This is a genomic window from Caldisericum sp. (assembly GCA_022759145.1).
Lineage (GTDB): Bacteria > Caldisericota > Caldisericia > Caldisericales > Caldisericaceae > Caldisericum.
On the sequence record JAEMPV010000062.1, the window covers coordinates 1 to 23,409 of the forward strand.

Below are 23,409 nucleotides of genomic sequence, written 5' to 3' on the forward strand. Positions count from 1 at the left end.
TCACATGCGGCTTAGACCTTTCAAATTTTTCTTTAGTTGCCATGTTGTACCTCCTAAATTTCTCCTTTGGCTTTCTTTAAAATTTCTTCCTGAACAGCAGCAGGGACTTTCTCATACTTATGGAATACCATCGAGAAAGAACCCCTACCCTGAGTAAGTGTTCTTAAAACAGTCGTATAACCAAACATGCTCTCAAGAGGAATAAGTGCTTGCACAATAACAGTGTTTCCTCTTTCGATCATTCCCTTAACACTTCCACGTCTTGCATTAACGCTATTTATAACTTCACCCAAAAAAGTCATCGGCACTATTATCTCAACGCTCATAATTGGCTCAAGAAGATATGGAGAGGCTGAAGAGACAGCATCCTTGAAAGCCTTTGATGCTGCAATTTTAAATGCAAGTTCAGAAGAGTCAACAGGGTGATATGAACCATCAACAAGTTCAACATAAACTCCATACACGGGGAATCCAAGCAATGGACCGTTCTCTGATGCAATCTTAACGCCTTCTTCAATTGCAGGAATGAAGTCTTTAGGTATAACACCACCCTTTGTCTTATCTTCAAAAACTACACCTTTGTCAGGGTCGATAGGTGATACATGAAGGACAACATGTCCATACTGACCATGACCACCCGTCTGTCTTATATACTTACCTTCCGCTTTTGCAGAACCTGCTATTGCTTCTTTATAAGCAACCTGCGGCTTTCCAACACGAGCCTCAACATTGTATTCCCTGAATAATCTGTCAACTATAATTTCGAGATGCAGTTCTCCCATACCTGAAATTATAGTTTCAGATGTATCCTCATCGTATTTTATCTTGAAGGTAGGGTCTTCAATTGCAAACTTAGCAAGAGCCTGAGATAGCTTTTCCTGATCAGCCCTTGTCTTTGGTTCAATTGCAACTGAAACAACAGGCTCTGGGAATTTTATATCTTCAAGAACAAGCGGCATGTTAACATCGGAAATAGTATGCCCCGTTATTGCGTTCTTAACTCCTACAATTGCACCTAAGTCTCCTGCTCTGAGGTAATCAACATCTTCTCTTTTGTTTGCGTGTAATCTCAGCAACCTTGCAACTCTCTGTTTTTCATTGGTTGTTGCGTTTAAAACATAACTACCTTTTTCGAGTGTCCCAGAATAAACTCGCACAAAACTGAGAATACCAGAATAAGGATCAGCCATAACTTTAAAAACGAGAGCAGCAAGTGGTCCTGAAGGGTCTGGTTTAAGTTGGATAGTTTGCCCGTCTTTTGTAGTTGCAATAACATCTCCTCTATCAATAGGAGATGGAAGGTATTCGCAAATTCCATCAAGAAGCATTTGAATTCCTTTGTTTCTGAAGGATGAACCTACAAAAACAGGAAAAGCAACACCGCTAACGGTTGCACGTCTAATTGCCTGTTTAAGGATATCCTTTGGAATACTTCCTGTTTCAAGGTAAAGTTCAAGTGCATCTTCATCAACATCAGCAACACTTTCAAGCATCTTTTCTCTGTATTTTTCAAACTTGTCTTTATAGTTTTCTGGAATTTCCGTTTCTTTGAATTCTTCGCCTGTTTCTGAAGTATAAATGTATGCCTTTCCCTCTATAAGATCAATAACCCCAACAAACTCATCTTCTTCACCAAGTGGTATTTGAACTGGGATAATTTTTACATTAAGCCTTTCATCAATACTCTTAAGGGTATCTTCATACGATGCACCAAGTCTATCCATTTTGTTAATGTAAATTATTCTGGGGACTTTGTGCATCGTTGCCTGTCTCCAGACCGCTTCAGATTGGGCTTCAACGCCCTCTACTGCAGAGAAAATAACTACGGCTCCGTCGAGCACTCTAAGTGACCTTTCAACTTCTGCCGTAAAGTCAACATGGCCGGGCGTATCAATAATGTTAATCTGGTGTCCCTTCCAGAAGCAAGTGGTAACAGCAGAAGTAATAGTAATACCCCTCTCCTTTTCCTGTACCATCCAGTCCATAACAGTATTCCCATCGTCAACATTGCCCATCTTGTATGTAGTCCCGGTATAATACAAAATCCTTTCGGTTGTTGTTGTTTTACCGGCGTCAATGTGGGCAATAATTCCGATGTTTCTAATTTTTTCAAGAGGGGTATCGATGTTACTCATCAACTTTCACCTACCAACGTAAATGAGCATAAGACCTGTTAGCCTCTGCCATTTTGTGCAGATCTATCTTTTTCTTATATGCTGCACCTGTTTCATTAGAAGCGTTAATGATCTCGTCTGCTAATTTTTCTTCCATTCTCTTTCCCTTAACACTTCTTGCTGCCTCAATAATCCACTTTATTGCAAGTTTTTGTCCTCTTTCTTTTTCAATTTCGATTGGAATCTGGTAAGTTGCACCACCAACTCTTCTTGGCTTAACCTCAACAAGGGGTCTTACTTTCTCTAAAGCAAGTTCAAAAACTTCAAGAGGGTCTTTGCCTGTCTTTTCTTTTACAATGTCAAATGAAGCATAAACAATTTTCTCAGCAAGACTCTTCCTGCCGCCCTTCATAACATTGTTAATGAGTTTTGCGACCATTACATTATCGTAAACTGGGTCGCCTTCAATTTCTCTTTTTGGAGCTGGTCCTCTACGAGGCATTACGCACCTCCCTTTTTGGGCTTCTTAGCACCGTACTTGGATCTTCCACGCATTCTTCCTTCAACACCCGCTGCATCAAGTGCGCCACGAATAATGTGGTATCTTACACCTGGAAGGTCTTTAACCCTTCCACCACGCACCAACACCATAGAGTGCTCTTGAAGATTGTGTCCAATTCCTGGAATATAGGCAATAACTTCTTCACCATTTGTAAGCCTGACCTTTGCAATCTTACGCAAGGCCGAATTAGGCTTTTTAGGGGTCATTGTTCTTACTTGAATACATACACCCCTTTTCTGTGGACACCCTTGTAAAGCCGGTGTCTTGCTTTTTTCCTTAGTCCTTTCTCTCGGACTTCTTACTAATTGGTTAAAAGTCGGCATAACAATATCCTCCTAATTAAATTCTTTCACACAGTTTAAAATTATAGCAAAATTATTTTAATTGTCAATAATACCATTTATTCTTCAAAATCCATATTTGTGCCTGCTGGGATTTTCTTACCAACAATAATAGATTCCTTCATTCCACGAAGGAGATCTATCTTTCCCTTAATCGCAGCCTCTGCTAAAACTCTTGGTGTTTCCTGGAAGGATGCAGCAGACAAGAAGCTATCTGAAGAAAGTGCTGCTTTGGTAATGCCCTGTACTAACAGTTTAAATTTTGCAATTCTCTTTCCTTCAGCTTTCATTTTCCTATTTTCTCTCAAAACATCTTCTTTGTTAACAACTTCACCTTCGTAGAAGTTGGTATCTCCAGAGTCAACTATCTCAACCTTGTCAAACATTCTCTTCAGGATAACTTCAATATGTTTTATGTTAATATCGACGCCTTGAGACTTATAGACCTTTTCAATTTCCTGGAGGAGATACCTTGCAGTAAAGTTCATACCTTTAATATCGAGAATTTCTCTTGGATCAAGTGGTCCATCACTTAAGATGTCACCAACCCTCACATAATCTCCGGTTTTTACATTGAGTTTCTTATCACGAGGCGCAGGAATCTTAATCTTTTCTCCCTTTTCTCCTGTTATTGTAATCAACTGCCTCAACTTATCAGAAGTTACTTCAACTTTTCCTTTCATAGGAGAAACAATTGCCTTCCCTTTAGGAGCACGAGCAGAGAAAAGTTCTTCTACCCTTGGAAGACCCTGTGTAATATCCTGACTTGCAACACCACCAGTATGGAAGGTTCTAAGGGTTAACTGAGTTCCTGGTTCACCAATCGACTCCGCTGCAACAACACCCACTGCCTCTCCAACTTTAACAATGTCTCTATTGGATAGATCTACGCCGTAGCATTTTGCACAAACACCATGTTCAACATTGCAAGTAATTGGAGATCTAACCTTTACTTTTCTTACACCGAGGCTCTCAATTAATTTTGCTTTCTCTTTTGTAATGAGTTCGTTCTTTCTAACAATAGGTTCAACGCTTTCATCAAAAACTTCAATTTCTTTTATCTTTGATTTTTCAAGAATTTCAAGCACACCTTCTGTTATTTTTCTGCCTTTCTCGACAACTAATTCGCCATTATCATATACGGATTCTGCAAGAACGTATCCAATTGCTTTCTTATTAGCCTTAACTTTCTTTGGGGTAGTAGGAGGATAAATGTTTTCGGCAGCATATCGTCCCCAAATTTGTTCGGCTAAGGTTATAACTGGCTTATCGTAGTTATCACCTTCGACAATTGGCTGAACATCAATACCATTAACAAAGTCTTCAATAAGGATAGACTTTATTCCAAGTTTGTCCAAAAGGCTTGCTTGTTCTGATGAAATTGTGTCACCTTTTCGTATAAAAGCCATATTGGTGTTCGGATCAACCACATCTTCGGCTGCAACTTTAAGTATCACTTTTGAAGAAAGAGGCTCAATCAATTCGTCGCCAACCATTGTTGCCTTGACACGTCTAACGGCACAATCATCTTCTTTTACAATAATACCATGCGCAACATCTACGAGCCTTCTCGTAAGATATCCAGAGTCAGCCGTCCTCAAAGCAGTGTCAGCCTGTCCTTTTCTTGCACCGTGGGTTGAAAGGAAGTATTCAAGAACAGTAAGACCTTCTCTTAAATTTGAAAGAATTGGGAATTCGATAATCTTACCTGTTGGACCTGCCATAAGTCCACGAATACCAGCCATCTGCGTAATCTGAGTAGGGCTTCCTCTTGCACCTGATATAGCCATCATGTAAACTGGGTCAAAGTTATCGAAATTATTAAAAACAAGTTGCTGAATTCTCTCCGAAGCCTTTCTCCAGATTTCAACTACAGCCTGATACCTCTGGTCTTCAGACAGTAAACCTTCTTCGTATTGCTGGTTAATATGCTCAACCTGCTTTTGTGCTTCTTTTATAACTTCGTCTCTTTCTTTAGGAATTTTTACATCATCCAAACCAATACTAATTCCACTATAAGTTGCAAATTTGAAACCAATATCCTTTAGGTTATCCAAGAGTATATCAGTTTTAACGAGACCATATCTATCGTAAAATTCGGATATGATTTTTTCTAACTGCTTTTTACCAACAACTTCGTTAATGAAAGGATAATCATCATCACCATCAAAAATACCTTCCCTCAATTTCATATTGAAGATTACTCTTCCAACAGTTGTTTCAAAGACTTCTCCTCTAAAACTAAATCTTATAGTTTCATGAAGTTTCAATAGACCCTTTTCGTATAGTAGTTCAACAAGATGAGGATCATCATAAATACGCTTGCTCTTTAACTCCTCACCCTTGGAAAGGGTTAGGTAGTAAACACCTATGACCATATCCTGGACAGGCGTATCGAGAGGACCACCATGCGCAGGAGATAGGATATTATGTGATGAAAGCATAAGCATTTTTGCTTCCATCTGCGATTGCAAAGATAATGGCAAGTGTATTGCCATCTGGTCACCATCGAAGTCAGCATTGAAAGGAGTACATACAAGTGGAGATATCTGGAGAGCCTTTCCCTCAATCAAAACGGGCTTAAATGCCTGAATACTCAATCTGTGGAGAGTAGGTGCACGGTTAAGAAGCACAACATAATTCTTTGATAAGTCTTCAACTGCTTTCCAAACCTCTGGTGTTGGGTTTTCAATGAGTTCTTTTGCCTTCTTCTTGTTGTATCCAAGTTTCGACAATTCATAAGTAACAAATGGCTTAAAAAGTTCAAGTGCCATCTCTTTAGGAACACCGCACTCATCAATCCTTAACTCAGGACCAACAACTATAACGGCTCTTCCTGAGTAATCAACTCTCTTTCCAAGAAGATTTTCCCTGAATCTACCTTCTTTTCCTTTGAGAATATCAGTTAGTGATCTAAGAGGCCTTTTATTTGCATTAACAACTGGATATGACTTTCTTCCATTATCAAAGAGGGCGTCAACTGCTTCCTGTAACATCCTCTTTTCGTTCTCAAGCATAATGTCAGGTGCGTTAACTTCGTAAAGTTTCTTTAGACGGTTATTTCTATTTATTACCCTTCTGTACAGTTCATTGAGGTCGTCAGAAGCATATTTACCACCCTCAAGAGGCACTAAAGGTCTAAGATCTGGTGGTATAACTGGAACCACAGTTAGAACCATATCCTGAGGCTTTCTGTTATTATTTAGCAAGCCTTCAACAACGCTCAGGAGTCTAACTGCACTACTCTTTTCCTGTGTAGATCCATTCTTCAACTTGTTCAGTGCATCTTCTCTTAATTTATTTAAATCTACTTTTTCAAGAAGTTCCTTGATTGCCTCTCCACCCTTCTTTGCAACAAAATCAAGATTTTCTTCGAATCTATACATATAGTATTCTTCCTCGGAGAGGACTTGTTTAAATCTCAACTTTGTCTTCTTTGGGTCGATTACAACATATGCCACAAAGTAAATAATTTTCTCTACATCCTGCGACTTCATATCCAGCAGGAGAGCAATATAATTGATATTGTTCTTAAAATACCAGATATGTGCAACAGGAGTTGCAAGTTGTATGTGCCCGAAACGCTCCCTTCTTACTGAGGATGGAAGAATTTCAACTCCGCAGCTTGGACACTTCAATCCTTCGTATTGCTTGCCTTTCAACTTTCCACAATGGCATTGGTACGAGTGAACTGGTCCAAAAATTTTCTCACAGAACAAACCATCTGGCTCTGGTAAATAATTTCTATAACTGTAAGTATCACCTCTTTTTACTTCCCCATGTGACCAGGAAAGTATTTCTTCTTCTGAGGCTAACAAAATCTTTAATGCTTTTATATCCGCTTTATTCAAAAGGTCCACCCCCTATTTACTCTTCGGATTCTTTCTTATTGTGTTCCGATTCTTGTATTATTTTTTCAGCAATCTTTGGAGGAACAGGTTCATAGTGAGAATGCTCCATCTTAAACTCACCCGTTCCTTGAGTTATCGAGTTGAGATCGTTTGCATAGTTCAACATTTCAGCGAGAGGAACATATGCTTCAATAATTTGCTTTCCATTTTCGCTTCTCATTCCAATAACTCTTCCTCTCTTTGCATTGAGGTCACCTATCACATCACCCATGTACTGTTCATCAACTATTACAACAACTTTCTCAATTGGTTCAAGGAGAATTGAATTTCCCTGTTCTAAAGCCTTTTTGAGAGCCATCGACCCTGCAATCTTAAATGCAAGTTCCGAAGAATCAACAGGGTGATAAGAACCATCTACAACTGCAACTCCAATATCTGTAACTGGATACCCTGCAAGAATTCCTTCTTCCATTGCCTCTTTAACACCCTTTTCTACAGCAGGGATGTACTGCTTTGGTATAGCACCACCGAAAATTCTACTTTCAAAACTGTATTCCTTGCCTCTTTCGAGAGGTTCAACCTCTAAGAAGCAATGCCCGTACTGACCGTGTCCTCCTGTTTGTTTCTTGTACTTTCCTTCTACTTTTACCTTTGTTGTAATAGTTTCACGATATGGAACCTTAGGAACGGTAAGTTCAATGTTAACACCATAACGTCCACTTAACTTTTCCATAATTACCGATAGATGAGTCTCTCCAATACCAGAAATGAGTTGTTCTTTTGTTTCCAAATTTTTGGATATTTTTACTGTCGGGTCTTCTTCGGTTATCTTGGAAAGTCCGATACTCATTCTATCCTCGTCAGTTTTTGTTTTGGGCCTCATTGCCCTTGTGAGCATTGGCTCAGGAAATTCTATTTTCGGAAACTCTATTGGGTTGTCTTTATCGCAAAGGGTATCATTTGTTTGAGTCACTGTAAGCTTTGTAATAACGGCAATGTCTCCTGCTATCACCTCATCAACAGGTTCCTGGTTTGAACCAATCATAAAAACAATCTGTCCGGTCTTTTCAAGAGCACCTTTAGATGAGTTGTAAACAGTCGAGTTCGACTTTAATACACCTGAGTACACTTTAGTAAAAGATAGCTTTCCAACATATGGGTCAGAAAGAGTTTTAAATACAAATGCTGACAAAAATTCATCAACTGCAACTCTTCTTTTCTCTTCTTCTTTGGTATTGGGGTTGATACCAATAACTTCTCCTAATTCTTCAGGGCTCATCATCACATCAACTGCAAAATTGAGAAGTTCGTCTAAACCAACAAGACTTGTTGCAGAGCCAAAAAGAATAGGGAACAAATTTCCTTTTATGTATGCATTTTTTAAACCTTTGTTAACTTCTTCCTGAGTAAGTTCCTCTCCACCAAGATACTTCTCGAGGAGTGCATCATCGGACTCTGCTGCAATTTCCATTAGTTCATGCTTAAAATTATCAAGATTTTGATTTTCAAATACTGATGAGACTTTAGTAAATTTTCCTCCTTCGAAAACAGGGTAGTTTAAAGGAATCGCCTTAGGGCCAAAAAAGTCTCTTACAACACTAAGGATATGTTCGACATCAACACCTTCGACATCAATCTTATTTATGAAAATTGCACGAGGTTTGTTTTCTTTTTCAAGAAACTTCCAATACTTTTTAGTCTGAATTTCAATACCGCTTGTTGCGTTTACAAGCATCACGGCATTTTCAGCAGCTCTTATACCACTTAACACCTCGCCTACAAAATCAGCATATCCTGGTGTGTCAAGGAAATTAACTTTAACGCCGTTATGTTCAACAGGAACAATTGAAAGGCTTATACTGAATTTTCTATTCTTTTCTTCGGGTTGATAATCAGAGACGGTGTTTCCATCCTCAACCCTTCCCATTCTTGAGATTACCTTTTTCTTAAAAAGAATTGCTTCTAACAAAGTAGTTTTTCCTGCATTCCCATGCGAAACAAGAACTACATTTCTAATCTTGTTAGTTGCTTGAGCCTTCATCTAACTCCTCCTTCACCATTTTTCCAAGATTTATTTTTGTTGTTATTTTAGGTAAGAAAGGTTCTTTGACCTTCTTTTCTTCTTTCTTCTCAGGCAGTACCTTCAAGTCTATAGCAAGACCTCTTAATGTTCTTTGCAAAACATTGAATGATTCAGGAATACCGGTTTCAAATATTGTTACGCCCTTTGATATTGCTTCATATGCACGTTTCCTTCCCTCAAGGTCGTCAGACTTAATAGTGAGCATTTCGTGTAGAAGATTTGCAGCACCATATGCTTCAAGAGCCCAAACTTCCATCTCACCGAGTCTTTGGCCACCAAATTGTGCCTTACCTCCAACTGGCTGTTGTGTAATAAGCGTGTATTTGCCAACCGCTCTTGCGTGTATCTTATCTTCTGCAAGGTGATTGAGTTTCAAGAAGTACGCTTCGCCAACAGTTACTTTATATTCAAAAGGTTTTCCTGTTCGTCCATCATACACAGTCATTTGTCCAGACTCATCAAGATTTGCCTTCTTTAGAAGAGACCTTACATCTTTTTCTGATGCGCCAATAAAGGAAGGTGTTACAACTCTCACATTCAGATTTCTTGCAGCAATTCCAAGATTTGCTTCTAATATCTGCCCTATATTCATTCTTGAAGGAACTCCAAGTGGACTTACGATAATATCAACGGTAGTTCCATCTTCAAGATAAGGAAGGTCTTCTTCCGGGACAATTTTACTTACAACACCTTTATTTCCATGACGACCAGCGAGTTTATCACCAACGATTATTTTCCTCTTCTTTGCAACAAATATCTTAATTACCTTCAGGGCATTCTTAGTGAGCTCGTAACCCTCTTCCCTTGAGAAAACCTGGACATCGATAACTACACCCCCTTCTCCAGGAGGGACTACAAAAGAACTATTCTTAAGATTACTGTTTCTGTTACTCCACAAACTTCTCCAAATTTTCGCTTCGTTAGATTCTTCTTCTTCTGGGAACGGGGTAACTTTTCCTACAAGAACATCTCCTGGTTTTACCTTTGAACCAACCTTTACGATACCTTTCTCGTCGAGGAAACGAAGGGCTTCTTTTCTTACATCCCTTATATCAGGGGTAAGTTCTTCTGGACCTTGCTCAGTTTCATGAACTTCAACGGTATATTCCTTAATATGAACAGAAGTTAATCTATCTTCGCTTACTAATTTTCTGCTTATAACAATAGCATCCTGATAATTGTACCCATACCATGAAAGATATGCGATAAGAACATTAATGCCAAGAGCCATTTCCCCATTTTTCGTTGCATAACCATCTGCAAGAGGCATACCCTTTTTAACAATATCGCCTTTCTTTACAATCGGCCTTTCGTTTCTGCAGGTGTCCTGATTTGTCCTTTCGAATTTTCTTAATCGATAAACAACTTCCTCTCTTACCCTGACTTTATTAACGCCTGCCTCTGCAAGTTTTCTTAACTTATCTAAGGTAATTAGCTCGCCTGCTTTTATAATAACTTCGTCTTTTTCGTTTGTGTAATCCTTTGCAACAACCCTGTCAAGGAGGTCCTCGTTAATCTTGCCAAGATTGAATGTTTCGACTTCCTGTGGTGAATAAACAAGTAAGTCTGTAACACCCTTATCATAGAGTTCGTTTAGAAGTTCCTCTGTTATTTGAGGCTCGAATCTTAGAGTTCTCTTCGTATTTGTTAATGTCCCAAAGAGGCTTTTTCCAATTATATTTTTGCCCAACGCAGTTAACTCAAGCTTAAAGACAGGCTTTGTAACTATATTACCATCCTCTTCAACCTTGATTTCTTTAACACCGCTTTGCTCATAAAGCCTGTTCAACTTTGTATCCGATATTTTTTGCCCTTCTTCAATAAGAGGTTTACCTTTTTTACTTACAATAGTTTCCTTTGCAACAAGACCAATAAGGTCATCGTTTCTCTCTTTATCAAAGCAATTTGTTATAGCAAACTTCTGGATTTTATCTGATTCTATAATAGAAATTTGTTCAATACCGTGTGTTATAAGTTTATCGATAACCTGTGGAGTTATCTTTTCACCAACAAGTTTGTAATAATCTTCAATCTCAGGCTTTATATCTAAGAGCACTATCTCTTTCTGCTTTGCTCTATTGAGTAAACTTTGCTTAAGGTCTGATGCTTCTCTATAAACAGAAACATCAACTGATTTTGCATCATTAGGAACAATATGTATCTCGCTTCCATCAACATAAGAAACAATTCCGTCGTGTTGAGAGAGAGGAAGGTCGAGGTCATCTATTGCAATTTTCCCCTCGTAACCTGTAGAAACCCTTGGAAGTTCTGGATCTAAAAGCGGGACAGCCTGTCGCTGCATGTTGCAACCCATTAACGCCCTGTTTGCATCGTCGTGTTCAAGGAAAGGAATAAGAGACGCAGATGGGCTAATAACCTGTTGTGGAGAAACATCCATAAGTTGAACCGCATCTTTTGAAACAAGTTGAGGAAGAATTTCACCAGATTCAGTTCTCTTTCTTGCAATAACAAGTTCTGCAGTTATTCTTCCTTTGTCATCAACGGGGGTATTAGCCTGGGCAATAATATATTTTTCTTCTTCGTCTGCAGTTAGATAAACAATTTCGTCAGTAACAACACCATCTTTTACAATCCTATAAGGAGTTGTTATAAAACCATATTCATTAACGCTTGCAAACATCGTAGGAGAGTTAATAAGCCCTATGTTCTGACCTTCAGGAGTTTCAATAGGACAAATTCGACCATAGTGCGAGGAGTGAACATCTCTTACTTCGATACCTGCTCTTTTTCTGTGCAATCCTCCTGCACCAAGCGATGTAAGCCTTCTCTTGTGAGTTAACGAGGCAAGAGGGTTTGTTTCCTCCATAAACTGGGATAACTGGCTTACACCAAAGAACTGTCTTAGCTGCCCTGTAATTGCCTTGTTGCTAAAGATGGAGGGAATTGTAATTTCCTCAGGCTTTTTGATTGCAATTGCCTCTTTAGCACTTCTCTGGACCTTTAATGCACCTTTCTCAAATTCCTCTGCAATGAGTTCGCCAACTGTTCTTACACGCCTGTTTGCAAGGCTATCTATATCATCTTCTTTTTCTATTCGCTCTCTAACTTTAATCAAGTGAGAGATAATATCTGTAAAATCATCTTTAGTAAGGATGTGGTCGTCTCTTTCGACATTGAACTTCTTATTAATTTTGTACCTTGAAACCGGATAATACTCATTTCTTCTCGGATCCATCAAAATGTTATGGACAAGTTCGTCTGCAGCTTCTGGTGTGACCCTTTCTTTTGGATGGAAAATCTTGTATATTTCAATTTTTGCTTCTTCAGAATTATTTGTTTTATCTTTTTTAAGAGTTTGTTCAACCCAATAATCGTAACCTTCAACTTTTAAAGTGGCACGAAGAATATTAGCCTCACGCATTTTTTCAAAAGACTCTTCTGTAAGGATTGTTCCACTCTTTAAGATAACTTTACCTTCTGAATTTTTAATATCCTCAATGAGTTTCTTTCCGAGTACTACATCATATGAAAAAGGAGATGTGGTCAACACATCAACACTCATCGTCTGGTAGAACTTTTCAAGAATTTCCTCGTTATTCTTGAAACCAATTGCCTTTAATACTACCGTAACTGGAAGTTTTTTCATCCCCTTCTTTAAACGGATGTACATAACATTATCTTTTCCAACTTCCATTTCCATCCAGTTTCCTCTATCAGGGATAATGGTTACTATATAATTAGTAAAACCACTTTCAACATCTTTTTCGGTCTGGAAATAAACGCCAGGAGACCTTATCAATTGTTGAACTACAACCCTCTTTTTCCCGTTAATGATAAAAGTGCCATCGGGAAGCATTTTCGGAATATCCGCAAGTAAAGCTTCCTGTTCCTTTATCTCACCAGTGTTTTTGTAAATTAGCCTGAATTTCCCCTTGATTGTTGCTTCATATGTAGTTCCAACTCTAACGCAATATTCAGGCGTTTTTACAGGATCAACAACCGAATAAGATACAAATTCAACTCTTATATTTTTCGTATCTATTGGGAATATTCTCTTTAGAATTTCCCCAATCCCCTCATTTAAAAATTTTTCGTAGGACGAGATTTGAACATTTAACAAATCAGGCAAAGGTATACTCAATTTCGTTTTTCTAAGGTCTAAAATTTTATCCATCATACCTCCTTAAGCAAATACGCAATTTGTTATTATACAAAAATTTTAAGATTAGTCAAGTTTATTTTTCTCTCCTATATGTGCCAGATTTTCCTCCAGTCTTCTCCAAAAGATATATATCCTTTATTTCTATATTTTTATCAATTGATTTACACATATCGTAAATCGTAAGTGCCGCAACAGAAACACTTGTAAGAGCTTCCATCTCTGCCCCTGTTTTCCCTTTTAACTCCACAAAACTCTCAATCTCAATTGATGGAGGTTCGTCAATTAATCTGAATGTTAAGTCAGAAAAGGTAAGATTAAGAGGGTGGCATAGTGGTATTAAATCAGAAACTTTTTTCGAAGCCATAATGCCTGCAATTTTAGCAACAGTCAAAACTTCCCCTTTGTGAATTTCCCCTTGTTTAATTTTCTCAAGCGTTTCTCCTGATAAGATAACCCTCGCAAAACCCCTTGCAGTTCTTACGGTTTCATCCTTATTCGTTACATCAACCATGTATGCCTTGCCGTGTTCATCAAATTGACTCATATTACCCTCCAAGTTCCCTCATATTTTCTATAAATTCCTTAGAGCCAATTTTAATTTCTCCGTGCGCTTCTGGTTTTACGGAAACTGCATCCTCGAATTTGCTCTTAAGTAATTCAATATCCCTATTCTTTACCGCATCTTTTATATCGATATTCATTCCTGAAAACAAACAAGGGTAAATTTTAAAGTTTGAGGTAAGACGCAATCTGTTGCAGGTTGAGCAAAAATGTTGACTTATAGCAGTAATGAAACCAATTTTTCCTTTGAAACCATCAATTTTATAATACCTTGCCACTTCGTGAGCAACATCAGAATCTTTTTCTAAATGATATTCCTTATTTATTATACTATATGCCTCTTTAAAACTCATAAAATGCATATCAAAAAATGAATTGCCCTTAACAGGCATAAGTTCAATAAACCTCACGATAACATCATTATCCTTCGTCAAATTTGTAATAGAAATAAGGTCATCTTCGTTTATCCCTTTGAGAAGAACGGTATTAATTTTTATAGGGGTTAGCCCTGCATCAAGTGCTGCCTTAATTCCTTCTACAACATCCTCAAGTTTGCCTGAGGAAGTTATATAAGCAAATGTATCATTTCTAAGCGAATCAAGACTTATGTTGACTCTTGTAAGGTTTGCTTTTTTTAAGTCGTATGCTACATCCTTCAGTCTATAGGCGTTTGTTGTTAAAACAATCTCTTCGAAGCCTGTAGAAGAAGCTGTCTTGACTATTTCTACGATGTCATTTCGGACAAGAGGTTCTCCTCCTGTTATCCGAACCTTCCTGAAACCAAGACTGTGGATGCCTTTCAATACAAATGCTATATCTTCAAGAGTTGGCTCTGTTGCAATTGCATCATCTTTATAGGTAGTGCAATATAGACATCTAAAGTTGCACCTTTCAGTTACGGAAAATCTGAGATAGTATATACCCCTTCCAAATCTGTCCTTAAGCAATATTTACCTCCCAATTCCCATAAACTCCATCATATCCACAATCAAATGTTAAATTTCCCTCTCTTATTGCCCGCAAATAGATTATAGCATGCTCATTTAAAATTGTCGAAAGGTCTTCAATATCTGAAAACAGAAGAACATTTAACTCATTTCCAAACTCAGTTATAAGCTCAAAATAAATTCTTTCTTGATGTTCTTTTTTGTAAGACTTTTGAAGAATCTCCATAAGAGGAATAAAATAAAAGTACTTAATACCTGAAAAATTGTCCCTGGTGTCTTTGAGTTCCGAAACTCTGTGTAAGACACCTTTCGTAAGAGGTTTACCGCATACGGGACACAATGAGATAGAATTGTCATCTGTTTTAAATTTACACTTTCTATGTCCGTCAAGATAGTATTTCCCTAACTGTGGAAAATTTTCTATTGTGAAAGTTTTTTCCCTGTCCTTCAAGTTTTCAAATAATTCTTTAAAACTCTTGGAGAGTTTTGTTGCTGTAGCTTCTCTTCCAATGTGAGCAGGTGAATGAGAATCAGAACTCGATAATACTGGATATTGTCTTAATTCTTCAATTGAATAAACCATTTTGGGGTCAGCGCTCAAACCTGTTTCTATAAAAAGATTATCCACATAATCGGTTTCGAAGATTTCAGAAATACTCCGGAAACCATTCGAACTTCCCAGAGCACCATAGTGAGGAGTAAAAATATGCGCTAAGATTATTTGTATCTCTGGATTTATATCTCTTACACGCCTCAAAAACTCCTTTGGCGTAATCCTTATATTGGGGCGTGCAATATTATTAAAACTGGTAATATTTTTGAAAGTTTGTTCGAAATTTTCTACATCTTTAAATGTGGGGAACGCTAAAACTATATGAAACCTCTTAAGGTTATCTTTTTCAAATACAAGATTGACCTCGCCTGTAAGAATAAAGGGGAAATCTTCATAATAATAGAAGCCATTATCATATTCAAGAAGACCTTCTAACAATTTTCTCCACTCTGGAAGAAAAATGTCGCCTGTTCCTAAAATTGTTACCCCCTTAAGTTTTGCGTTTTCCACCATATGTGGAATATCCATCAAACTACTTGAAGGAATACTATACAAAGAATGCAAATGGTAATCTATGACATCTATCTCTTGCATCTAAAAAAGGCAAGTTTCAATGTGACCCACAGAAATTTAAGCGGGTCAATAATCTGGTTAATCTTACTTTTTGCTCTCTCTGTATATATAGTATTTATTTCCACAAAACCAATCTTAAAGCCGCATCTTGCTGCCTTTATTAGCATCTCTGTATCAAGTTGATATCTTTTTGTTTCGAATGTAATTTTCTTAACAACCTCTGTTCTTAAAACTCTGTATCCCGACTGGCTATCCAGAATTTTTGTTCCACATATAAGGCTTACAAGAAATGAGGATACGCTATTTGCAAAAATTCTTAACGGAGGCATAAGTTCAGGAGAAAATTTTCTTGCACCAACAACTATATCGTACCCCTCGTTAAGTTTCTTGAGAAGTTTCGGAAGTTCATCAGGGTCGTGCTGTCCATCGGCATCAAGAAGCGCAATTGTATCAAAATTGTGCTCTATTGCATACTTAAACCCTATTTTAAGTGCATCAGCCTTTCCAAGATTTACCTCATTTCGTATAACTACTGCACCTAAAGATTCGGCAACTTCTTTCGTGTTATCACTTGAGCCATCATCAATAACAAGGACAAGGTCTACATACTTTTTGGTTTTAACAATTACATCTTTTATGTTGTGCGCTTCATCCTTAGCAGGAATAATTGCTATGAGCATTTATACTCCTCAAAGTAATCAAAGAAATGGAACCATTGAGTTGGATACATTCTCACAAACTTTTCAAGAACGCTTGCAAATTTTGATACATACTGTTTTGAAAATTCACTTTCTTCAAGGCTAAAATCGATATCGAATTTCTCTGAAAAATAAACTTTGTAGCCATCGCGTTCTCTTATAAGAGTTGCAAAAACACTGTTTACTTTCGTTCTGTAAGCAAGAACTGAAGCACCCTTCGGGAAGGTAACATTTTTCCCAAAGAATTTTACGCAAACGCCATCTTTGTTTATATCCCTATCGCTTACGATTGTTGCAATATCTCCGTTTTTTACTCCCTTATATGCACCGATAAACCCTCCCTGAAAGGGATGGACAATAACATTGAATCTTTTTCTTAGCTCCTCATAGAACTTTTCCACATTTTCTTCTTTTTGCGGAAGACCAATTCCGTGCGCCCTAAAGCCGAGCGAACCAACAAGAACACCTGCAACCTCCCAATTACCAAGATGCGCAGTTGGAATAACAAGACCTTTACCTCCCTTAAGTTCATTAAGTTTGCTTAAAACTTCTTCTTTTGGTGTGAGTATCTTTATCTTATCAAAACCCTTCACAACAACTATAAAGTAGTCAGCAATGTTTAGGGCAAATTGTTTGTAAAAATCTAATCCCAAAAGAAATAACTTAACTCCACTTTCGTTTGTTATATTCCTCAGGTTTCTGAGAACATAGACCTTCTTCCTATCAAACAAAAATGAAAAAAAGCCAAGTACCCTTGCTGTAAAATAGATAACGTGCACTGGCAAAAGCTCTACATACTTCTTACCTAATTTATATAAGAAGGAGAGCACAGAGATTTATCCTCCAAATTTATTTTTAAACCACAATAATCCAACAAGGGTTTTCCCGTCTATAATCTTACCTTCATCAAGCATCTTCATCGCTTCATCAACATTAACCAAAACTGTATTCAGTTCCTCTCCTGGATCGAAGTTGGTTTTTCCTTTTTCAAAATCATCTGCATAGAACATATAAAGTTTTTCATCAACAAAGCCAGGAGAAGGATAAAACTCAAAAACAAACTTCAAGTTTTTAGGGATAAGCCCTGTTTCTTCTTCAAGTTCCCTTATTGCGCACCTTTCGGGTGTCTCGTTTTCTTCGATTCGTCCTGCAGGAAACTCTAAAATAAAATCCTCTAAGGTGGGTCTAAACTGTTTAACAAAAATAAATTTTCCATTATAAACAGGAACAATAAAAGAGGCACTCCCTCCATATGTTACAACTTCCCTTACCCAGACACTTCCATCGGAGTTTTCAACTTCTTTTCTTACTATCGATAGTAATTTACCCTTAAATACAATCTCTTTTCTAAGGACTTTCATTTCTTAATTAGTGCCCTCGTATAATATCCTTCATTTTCAAAAGTCTTGCGATATTTTCTCTATCCATCTCCTCCAATTTGCTTTCTATGTATTTAACGGTTTCCTCAAGGTTTGGAATCAAGACATATTCAAGAGCATTTACTCTTCTTCTAACCTTTGCGACTTCAAGAGCAATAGAATAGAGTTCTTGTTCTAAGGATGCAAGTTCAACCATTCTTTCGATAAGTTTAAGTATCTCAAGGAAAGTATAGTCAAGCATAACAGGCGTAAGAGAATATGGATAGGCAATAGGAGAACCTTCAACTTTTGTAGAAAATGCAGGATATTTTACATTCATCACCTGAACCAATTTTGAGGAAATATCCAGATGAAAGTTTCCGCCCTCAAGAAGAGAATCAAGGACATCTTCAGGAATATCCTGCGTTGAAATTTCAAACTTTTTAAGTGCAAGTACAAACTCTTCATCAAAACTCTTTCTCAAATCGATATATCTTTTAGAAACATCGAGGAAATTCTTCATCAAGCCTTCAAGTTTATCCTTTAAAAGTTTGTGTCCTCGCCTTGCAAGCTGGAGCCTCTCTTTTAACCGGAGAAGCTCCATTCTTGTTGGATTTACATTAAGAAGCATTTTCCTTTACCTCTTGCTTCAGGTATTTAGATAGATATTTCTCAATAAATTGAGGTTTTACTCTCTTCAATTCTTCAACTGGTAACATTGAAAGAAGTTTCCAGCCAATCTCGAGAGTCTCCTCAATCGACCTATTTTCATATTCGCCCTGTCTTACAAAATTTCTTTCGAATTCATCCGCAAACTTTACATGCAATAGGTCTGATGGAGTCAACGCACTTTCACCCAAAACTGTCAAAAGTTCCCTTGCTTCCCTTCCTCTTGCATAACTTGCAAAAAGCTGGTTCATAATACTTGCATGATCTTCTCTTGTTTTGTTAGGACCAATTCCCTTATCTTTTAATCTTGACAAACTTGGAAGGACATCAATCGGTGGGTATATTCCCTGCTGGTACAAACTTCTGCTAAGGAAAATCTGCCCTTCTGTAATGTAACCCGTGAGGTCAGGGATTGGGTGAGTTTTATCATCCTCAGGCATTGTTAAAACAGGGATTTGTGTAATAGAACCTTTCTTCCCTTTAATTCTTCCTGCTCTTTCATATATCGTTGCAAGGTCGGTATACATATATCCTGGGTATCCACGTCTTCCTGGGACCTCTTTTCTTGCAGCGGATATTTCACGAAGTGCTTCGCAGTAGTTAGTCATATCGGTCATAATAACAAGAACATGCATGCCAAGTTCAAAAGCAAGATATTCTGCTGCTGTAAGCCCAAAACGAGGTGTTGCTATCCTTTCAATAACAGGGTCATTTCCAAGGTTTATAAACATAACTGAACGCTCTAATGCACCAGATTCCCTAAAACTCTGGATAAAGAAATTCGCTTCTTCAAAGTTTATACCCATTGCAACAAAAACTACTGCAAATTTTTCCTCTTTACCCAATACCTTCGCCTGTCTTGCAATTTGCGCTGCAAGTTGTGCGTGAGGCAAACCTGATCCAGAGAAAATAGGAAGTTTCTGTCCCCTTACAAGCGTATTCAAACCGTCGATTGCAGATACACCAGTCTGGATAAATTCAGAAGGATAATCTCTTGCATAAGGGTTGATAGGGCTTCCGTTAATATCGAGTTTTTTCTCAGGAATTATTGGAGGTGCACCATCTATTGGCTTTCCAGAACCATCAAAAATTCTTCCCAAAATATCAGGAGAAACACCCAACTCAACACCATGCCCTAAAAATTTTACCTTAACTTCCCCGAGGCTTAAGCCGGATGTTCCTTCAAAAACCTGAATAAGAGCCATATTTCCATTAACTTCAAGGACTTGGCCTCGTTTAATGGTCCCATCTTGTGTTTTAATCTCTACGATTTCGTTATATGTTGCTTTTTCTACATTATCTACAACGAGTAATGGTCCTGCAATCTCCTTAGCAGTTGTGTACTCTTTAGGCATATTCCACCTCACTCAGAAGCGATTCAAAAGATTGTTTTATTTTTTCTTCAATCTCATCAAATTTCTCAAGGGCCTTTTCAGATATGAACTTAGCTCTTGAAATATCAACTCTTACGGGAAGAGAAATAATTTTCTCTAATTCTACACCTTTCTTAAGTGCGTCTTCAGCAAGTTCAGCAAAAGTAAATATCAACTTTATCATTCTGTACTGCTTCTTAAGCGATGTGTATGTATCTTCCGGGTCAAATGCATCCTGCTGAAGGAAGTCTTCCCTTATGGAACGCGCAATTTCAAGTGTGAGTCTGTCTTGAGGCGAAAGTGCATCAATTCCAACAAGCCTAACCATTTCCTGAAGTTCTGCTTCTTTTCTCAGTATAGAAAGAGCCCTTGCTCTGTAATCGTTCCATCCAGGACCTGCATTTTTTTCATAAAATGCTTTTAACTCGTCTGCATACATAGAATAACTCCTAAGCCAGTGAATTGCAGGGAAATGTCTTGCATACGCTAAAGATGCATCAAGCGACCAGAAAACTCTTACTGTTCTTAATGTTGCCTGGACTACCGGGTCTGAAAGATCCCCACCAGGAGGGGATACAGCACCAATAACACTCAAACTCGAAACTTTTTCCTCATTACCAAGTATGTAAACTTTTCCTGCTCTTTCATAGAAGGAAGATATACGGGATGCAAGATATGCAGGATAGCCTTCTTCTCCTGGCATTTCCTCAAGACGACCCGACATTTCTCTCATCGCTTCAGCCCAACGGGATGTTGAGTCTGCCATAAGGGCGACATTATAACCCATATCTCTATAGTACTCTGCGATGGTTATTCCTGTAAATACCGAAGCCTCACGAGCGGCAACAGGCATATTTGATGTGTTTGCAACAAGAACAGTTCTTTCCATTAATGGACGTCCGCTCTTAGGGTCTTTAAGTTCCGGGAATTCAATGAGAACATCGGTCATCTCATTTCCGCGTTCTCCGCAACCAATGAAAACAATTACATCTGCGTCTGCCCATTTGGACAACTGGTGTTGGACAACGGTCTTTCCGCTTCCAAAAGGACCAGGAACACAAGCAGTCCCACCTTTTGCAATAGGAAAGAACATATCAATCGACCTCTGTCCTGTGACAAGTGGCTCATCAGGTGGAATACGATTCTTTGAGGGTCTTGCAAATCTTACCGGCCACTTATGATACATCTTCAACTCAATTTCCTTATCTCCATCAGAAAGTACTGCAATAACAGTTTCAACATTATAATCGCCTTCGGAAACAATACTTTTTACTTTTCCTTTAACATTTGGTGGAACAAGAATCTTGTGTTTTATAAGCGGTGTTTCCTGGACTTCACCAAGTACACTTCCAGGCGTCAATTCATCAGACTCTTTTACTTTCGGCACGAAGTGCCACAGTTTCTCTCTGTTTAATGGTGCAGCAAAAATCCCTCTCTGAACGAACTCTCCAAATTTTGCCATAAGTTCGTCAAGAGGTCTTTGAACACCATCATAGATGGAGCCAATAAGCCCAGGTCCAAGTTCAACGCTCAGAGGCATTCCTGTAGAAAATACAGGCTCACCGGGACCAATACCTGAAGTATCCTCGTAAACCTGTATTGAGGACAAATTACCTCTTACTTCTATTATTTCTCCAAAAAGCCTCTTATCCCCAACATATACCATTTCATACATTTTTGCATTGGGGATATCGCTTGCAACCACAAGAGGCCCTGCAACTTTTACAATCTTACCTACTCTTTCCTCCATATCCATTCTCCTTAAGCGTTTTTACCTAAAATATTTATACCTACTGCCTTCTCGACAACTTCTCCTATCATTTTAACAGTCTCTCCGCTTGCTTCAATTGTTGGAAGCATCATAATAGCAGGCATAGGTACAGTTTTCTTACTTATAATTTCCTTTACCACATCTGCATAGGTTTCTTCTGTTAGAATTATTGAATAAGTGCTAACTTTAATAAGTTCTTTTAACTTTGAAGCAACTTCTGCACTTGTTTTTGTAGCATACATCTCAATACCAAAACTTTTTAGCAGTATTCCAAGTCTTTTATTTCCGACAAACGCTACTTTATTCATACGCAAACTCCAGTTCAGGTATTTCCTTCGGATTTACTCCGTAATAAAGAGCATAAGTAAGTTTCTCTAACAAACTTGTTTCAAAATTCAACCTCAAAAGATAAACAAAGATAGGCTCAATTCCCTCGTTAAGATATTTGCCTTTTGCGAATGCTTCTTTTAGCGTATTATAAGTAAGTATCTTGTATGACTCTTCAAGATGCTCTTCGAAATACAACCTCTTAGATTCATCAAGGAATCTTTCAAAATCAGAATAATTTCCGAACTTAGACAAAAAATCCTTCAAATCAAGGTGAGACTCTATGTAGGACAAAACCTCGTTGAAGTTTTCCTGCGTAATGAAATTATTTTTTACAAAGTTGTAATTCCTCATAAGTGTTACTAAAATCGTATTTTTAACAAATGATTCGTAAAAATCAATTATAAATGGACTTTGGGTTTTCTTTGAAGACCTCAAAAGGAAATTAAGGTAATGGACATCAACTACAAGAGGCTTTATATAGGTTGGATAATCCTTCTTAAGTTCTTCAAAGCATCCTCTTATCTCCTCAGGAAGTAATTCATCACCTTTCAAGAGAGAATTTACAAATTCATCTTCGGTGTACTCAGAAATATCACCCAAAACAATTTTCTTTAATAGAAGAAAATATTTACTTGAGTTAAAAAAGACATTTATAAAGTCCCCAAGTCCAAACTTCTCAAACTCCTCAAATTCTTTTTCTTTTCTTCTTTGAATTCCGTTTTTAACAGAATTGAAACTTCTCTCTGCGATGAAATCCTTGTAGGGATAGTTTTGCAAAAAATCAACAAATTCATCAAAATTCTTCTCAACAAGTTCTCTGTAAAGATTTTCGCTTATTAAGTTTGTCTCAATTACTTTTATCCTACCGCAAAGGAAATCGTAATAACCCTTTGGCTCTATTTTAAAAGAAAATGTAACCATTTATCCAAAAATCTCCTTTGCAATTTCAATTTCTTTTTCTTCCCTAAATGCATTAATTATCGAATCAAGAGAGTCATCAACTTCATAACTTTCAGTTTTAATAATAACACCACCATCTATATCAATGGGAGAATCTGCAACTTTTACGTTCTTTAATTTGAGTTCGTGCACAACAAATTTTTCAATTTCTTTTCTGAACTTCTTAAGGTCGCTCTCATTAAGGTATATCGTTGCGTAATCCACCAAATCGTTCTTTAAGGCATTAAAAAGTAACTTTAAGTAAGACTTTTCGTCCTTCAATAGTTCGCCCTTTAATTTTTCGAAAAACTCTTCAAGGATTTTCTTTTTTCTTAAAAGTTTTTCTTTCTCAATTTTAGAAATCTCTATAGTTTTTTCTCGTGCTATTTCCTTGTCAATTTCCTTCTTAGTCTTATTTAGTTTTATTTCATATTCTTCGTTCAGAGTCTTTTCGAACTCTTTTAACTCGTTCTCTAATTCAATTTTTGCTGCCTCAATCATCTTATCTGCCTTCTTTTTTGCAGAGTCGATTATGAGGTCTCTAACTTTTTCAATACCCATAT

General features: G+C 37.6%; 18 protein-coding genes. All 18 read right to left on the bottom strand.

Going from position 1 to position 23,409, the window contains the following annotated elements; genetic code table 11:
- Positions 1-53: 53 nt before the first annotated feature.
- Entirely contained in the window at positions 54-2,135 is a 2,082-nt protein-coding gene (fusA, locus tag JHC30_04020) for an elongation factor G (GenBank protein ID MCI4463321.1), read from the bottom strand.
- A 10-nt stretch (positions 2,136-2,145) separates the two neighbouring features.
- Complete coding sequence (gene rpsG / locus JHC30_04025) at positions 2,146-2,616, bottom strand: 30S ribosomal protein S7 (protein MCI4463322.1); 471 nt, start codon at positions 2,614-2,616, stop codon at positions 2,146-2,148.
- On the bottom strand, positions 2,616-2,999 hold the full coding sequence (locus tag JHC30_04030; GenBank protein MCI4463323.1) for a 30S ribosomal protein S12: 384 nt from the start codon (positions 2,997-2,999) through the stop codon (positions 2,616-2,618). Before JHC30_04030 ends, rpsG begins: the two co-directional genes overlap by 1 nt.
- 77 nt (positions 3,000-3,076) lie before the next feature.
- On the bottom strand, positions 3,077-6,868 hold the full coding sequence (rpoC, locus tag JHC30_04035; GenBank protein MCI4463324.1) for a DNA-directed RNA polymerase subunit beta': 3,792 nt from the start codon (positions 6,866-6,868) through the stop codon (positions 3,077-3,079).
- Between the two features lie 16 nt (positions 6,869-6,884).
- Positions 6,885-8,909 (bottom strand): elongation factor G, encoded by a 2,025-nt coding sequence (locus tag JHC30_04040; GenBank protein MCI4463325.1) that lies wholly within the window; start codon positions 8,907-8,909, stop codon positions 6,885-6,887.
- On the bottom strand, positions 8,890-13,089 hold the full coding sequence (locus JHC30_04045) for a hypothetical protein (protein ID MCI4463326.1): 4,200 nt from the start codon (positions 13,087-13,089) through the stop codon (positions 8,890-8,892). The genes JHC30_04040 and JHC30_04045 overlap by 20 nt, the downstream gene beginning before the upstream one ends.
- Before the next feature lie 58 nt (positions 13,090-13,147).
- Entirely contained in the window at positions 13,148-13,618 is a 471-nt protein-coding gene (moaC, locus tag JHC30_04050; protein ID MCI4463327.1) for a cyclic pyranopterin monophosphate synthase MoaC, read from the bottom strand.
- Between the two features lies 1 nt (position 13,619).
- Positions 13,620-14,582, bottom strand: coding sequence for a GTP 3',8-cyclase MoaA (moaA, locus tag JHC30_04055; protein MCI4463328.1), 963 nt, complete (start codon positions 14,580-14,582; stop codon positions 13,620-13,622).
- Positions 14,575-15,648: a hypothetical protein gene (locus JHC30_04060; GenBank protein MCI4463329.1), complete on the bottom strand. Its 1,074-nt coding sequence runs from the start codon at positions 15,646-15,648 to the stop codon at positions 14,575-14,577. Before JHC30_04060 ends, moaA begins: the two co-directional genes overlap by 8 nt.
- Before the next feature lie 68 nt (positions 15,649-15,716).
- Positions 15,717-16,388 carry a glycosyltransferase family 2 protein gene (locus JHC30_04065; GenBank protein MCI4463330.1) on the bottom strand — a complete coding sequence of 224 codons (672 nt, stop codon included), beginning with the start codon at positions 16,386-16,388 and terminating at the stop codon, positions 15,717-15,719.
- A complete protein-coding gene (locus JHC30_04070; GenBank protein MCI4463331.1) occupies positions 16,379-17,236 on the bottom strand; it encodes a lysophospholipid acyltransferase family protein in 858 nt (285 codons plus the stop codon). Before JHC30_04070 ends, JHC30_04065 begins: the two co-directional genes overlap by 10 nt.
- A 6-nt stretch (positions 17,237-17,242) precedes the next feature.
- A complete protein-coding gene (locus tag JHC30_04075; protein MCI4463332.1) occupies positions 17,243-17,767 on the bottom strand; it encodes an NUDIX hydrolase in 525 nt (174 codons plus the stop codon).
- A 7-nt stretch (positions 17,768-17,774) separates the two neighbouring features.
- The gene (locus JHC30_04080) at positions 17,775-18,395 is read right to left on the bottom strand and encodes a V-type ATP synthase subunit D (protein ID MCI4463333.1); all 621 of its coding nucleotides are present in this window, start codon (positions 18,393-18,395) and stop codon (positions 17,775-17,777) included.
- The gene (locus JHC30_04085) at positions 18,385-19,788 is read right to left on the bottom strand and encodes a V-type ATP synthase subunit B (GenBank protein ID MCI4463334.1); all 1,404 of its coding nucleotides are present in this window, start codon (positions 19,786-19,788) and stop codon (positions 18,385-18,387) included. Before JHC30_04085 ends, JHC30_04080 begins: the two co-directional genes overlap by 11 nt.
- Complete coding sequence (locus JHC30_04090) at positions 19,781-21,556, bottom strand: V-type ATP synthase subunit A (protein ID MCI4463335.1); 1,776 nt, start codon at positions 21,554-21,556, stop codon at positions 19,781-19,783. Before JHC30_04090 ends, JHC30_04085 begins: the two co-directional genes overlap by 8 nt.
- An 11-nt stretch (positions 21,557-21,567) precedes the next feature.
- Positions 21,568-21,885, bottom strand: coding sequence for a hypothetical protein (locus tag JHC30_04095; protein MCI4463336.1), 318 nt, complete (start codon positions 21,883-21,885; stop codon positions 21,568-21,570).
- On the bottom strand, positions 21,878-22,828 hold the full coding sequence (locus JHC30_04100) for a hypothetical protein (protein ID MCI4463337.1): 951 nt from the start codon (positions 22,826-22,828) through the stop codon (positions 21,878-21,880). Before JHC30_04100 ends, JHC30_04095 begins: the two co-directional genes overlap by 8 nt.
- Positions 22,829-23,407, bottom strand: coding sequence for a hypothetical protein (locus JHC30_04105; protein ID MCI4463338.1), 579 nt, complete (start codon positions 23,405-23,407; stop codon positions 22,829-22,831). It abuts the gene before it with no gap.
- Between the last annotated feature and the right edge of the window lie 2 nt (positions 23,408-23,409).

Excerpts from the sequence above, each read along its gene's own strand:
- JHC30_04080 (MCI4463333.1), bottom strand. The coding sequence starts at position 18,395 with ATGCTTCTTAATGTAAATCCAACAAGAATGGAGCTTCTCCGGTTAAAA.
- JHC30_04100 (MCI4463337.1), bottom strand. The coding sequence starts at position 22,828 with ATGGTTACATTTTCTTTTAAAATAGAGCCAAAGGGTTATTACGATTTC.
- JHC30_04040 (MCI4463325.1), bottom strand. The coding sequence starts at position 8,909 with ATGAAGGCTCAAGCAACTAACAAGATTAGAAATGTAGTTCTTGTTTCG.
- fusA (MCI4463321.1), bottom strand. The coding sequence starts at position 2,135 with ATGAGTAACATCGATACCCCTCTTGAAAAAATTAGAAACATCGGAATT.
- JHC30_04085 (MCI4463334.1), bottom strand. The coding sequence starts at position 19,788 with ATGCCTAAAGAGTACACAACTGCTAAGGAGATTGCAGGACCATTACTC.
- JHC30_04060 (MCI4463329.1), bottom strand. The coding sequence starts at position 15,648 with ATGGTGGAAAACGCAAAACTTAAGGGGGTAACAATTTTAGGAACAGGC.
- JHC30_04075 (MCI4463332.1), bottom strand. The coding sequence starts at position 17,767 with ATGAAAGTCCTTAGAAAAGAGATTGTATTTAAGGGTAAATTACTATCG.
- JHC30_04090 (MCI4463335.1), bottom strand. The coding sequence starts at position 21,556 with ATGGAGGAAAGAGTAGGTAAGATTGTAAAAGTTGCAGGGCCTCTTGTG.
- JHC30_04045 (MCI4463326.1), bottom strand. The coding sequence starts at position 13,089 with ATGATGGATAAAATTTTAGACCTTAGAAAAACGAAATTGAGTATACCT.
- rpsG (MCI4463322.1), bottom strand. The coding sequence starts at position 2,616 with ATGCCTCGTAGAGGACCAGCTCCAAAAAGAGAAATTGAAGGCGACCCA.
- JHC30_04095 (MCI4463336.1), bottom strand. The coding sequence starts at position 21,885 with ATGAATAAAGTAGCGTTTGTCGGAAATAAAAGACTTGGAATACTGCTA.
- JHC30_04030 (MCI4463323.1), bottom strand. The coding sequence starts at position 2,999 with ATGCCGACTTTTAACCAATTAGTAAGAAGTCCGAGAGAAAGGACTAAG.
- moaC (MCI4463327.1), bottom strand. The coding sequence starts at position 13,618 with ATGAGTCAATTTGATGAACACGGCAAGGCATACATGGTTGATGTAACG.
- JHC30_04105 (MCI4463338.1), bottom strand. The coding sequence starts at position 23,407 with ATGGGTATTGAAAAAGTTAGAGACCTCATAATCGACTCTGCAAAAAAG.
- JHC30_04065 (MCI4463330.1), bottom strand. The coding sequence starts at position 16,388 with ATGCTCATAGCAATTATTCCTGCTAAGGATGAAGCGCACAACATAAAA.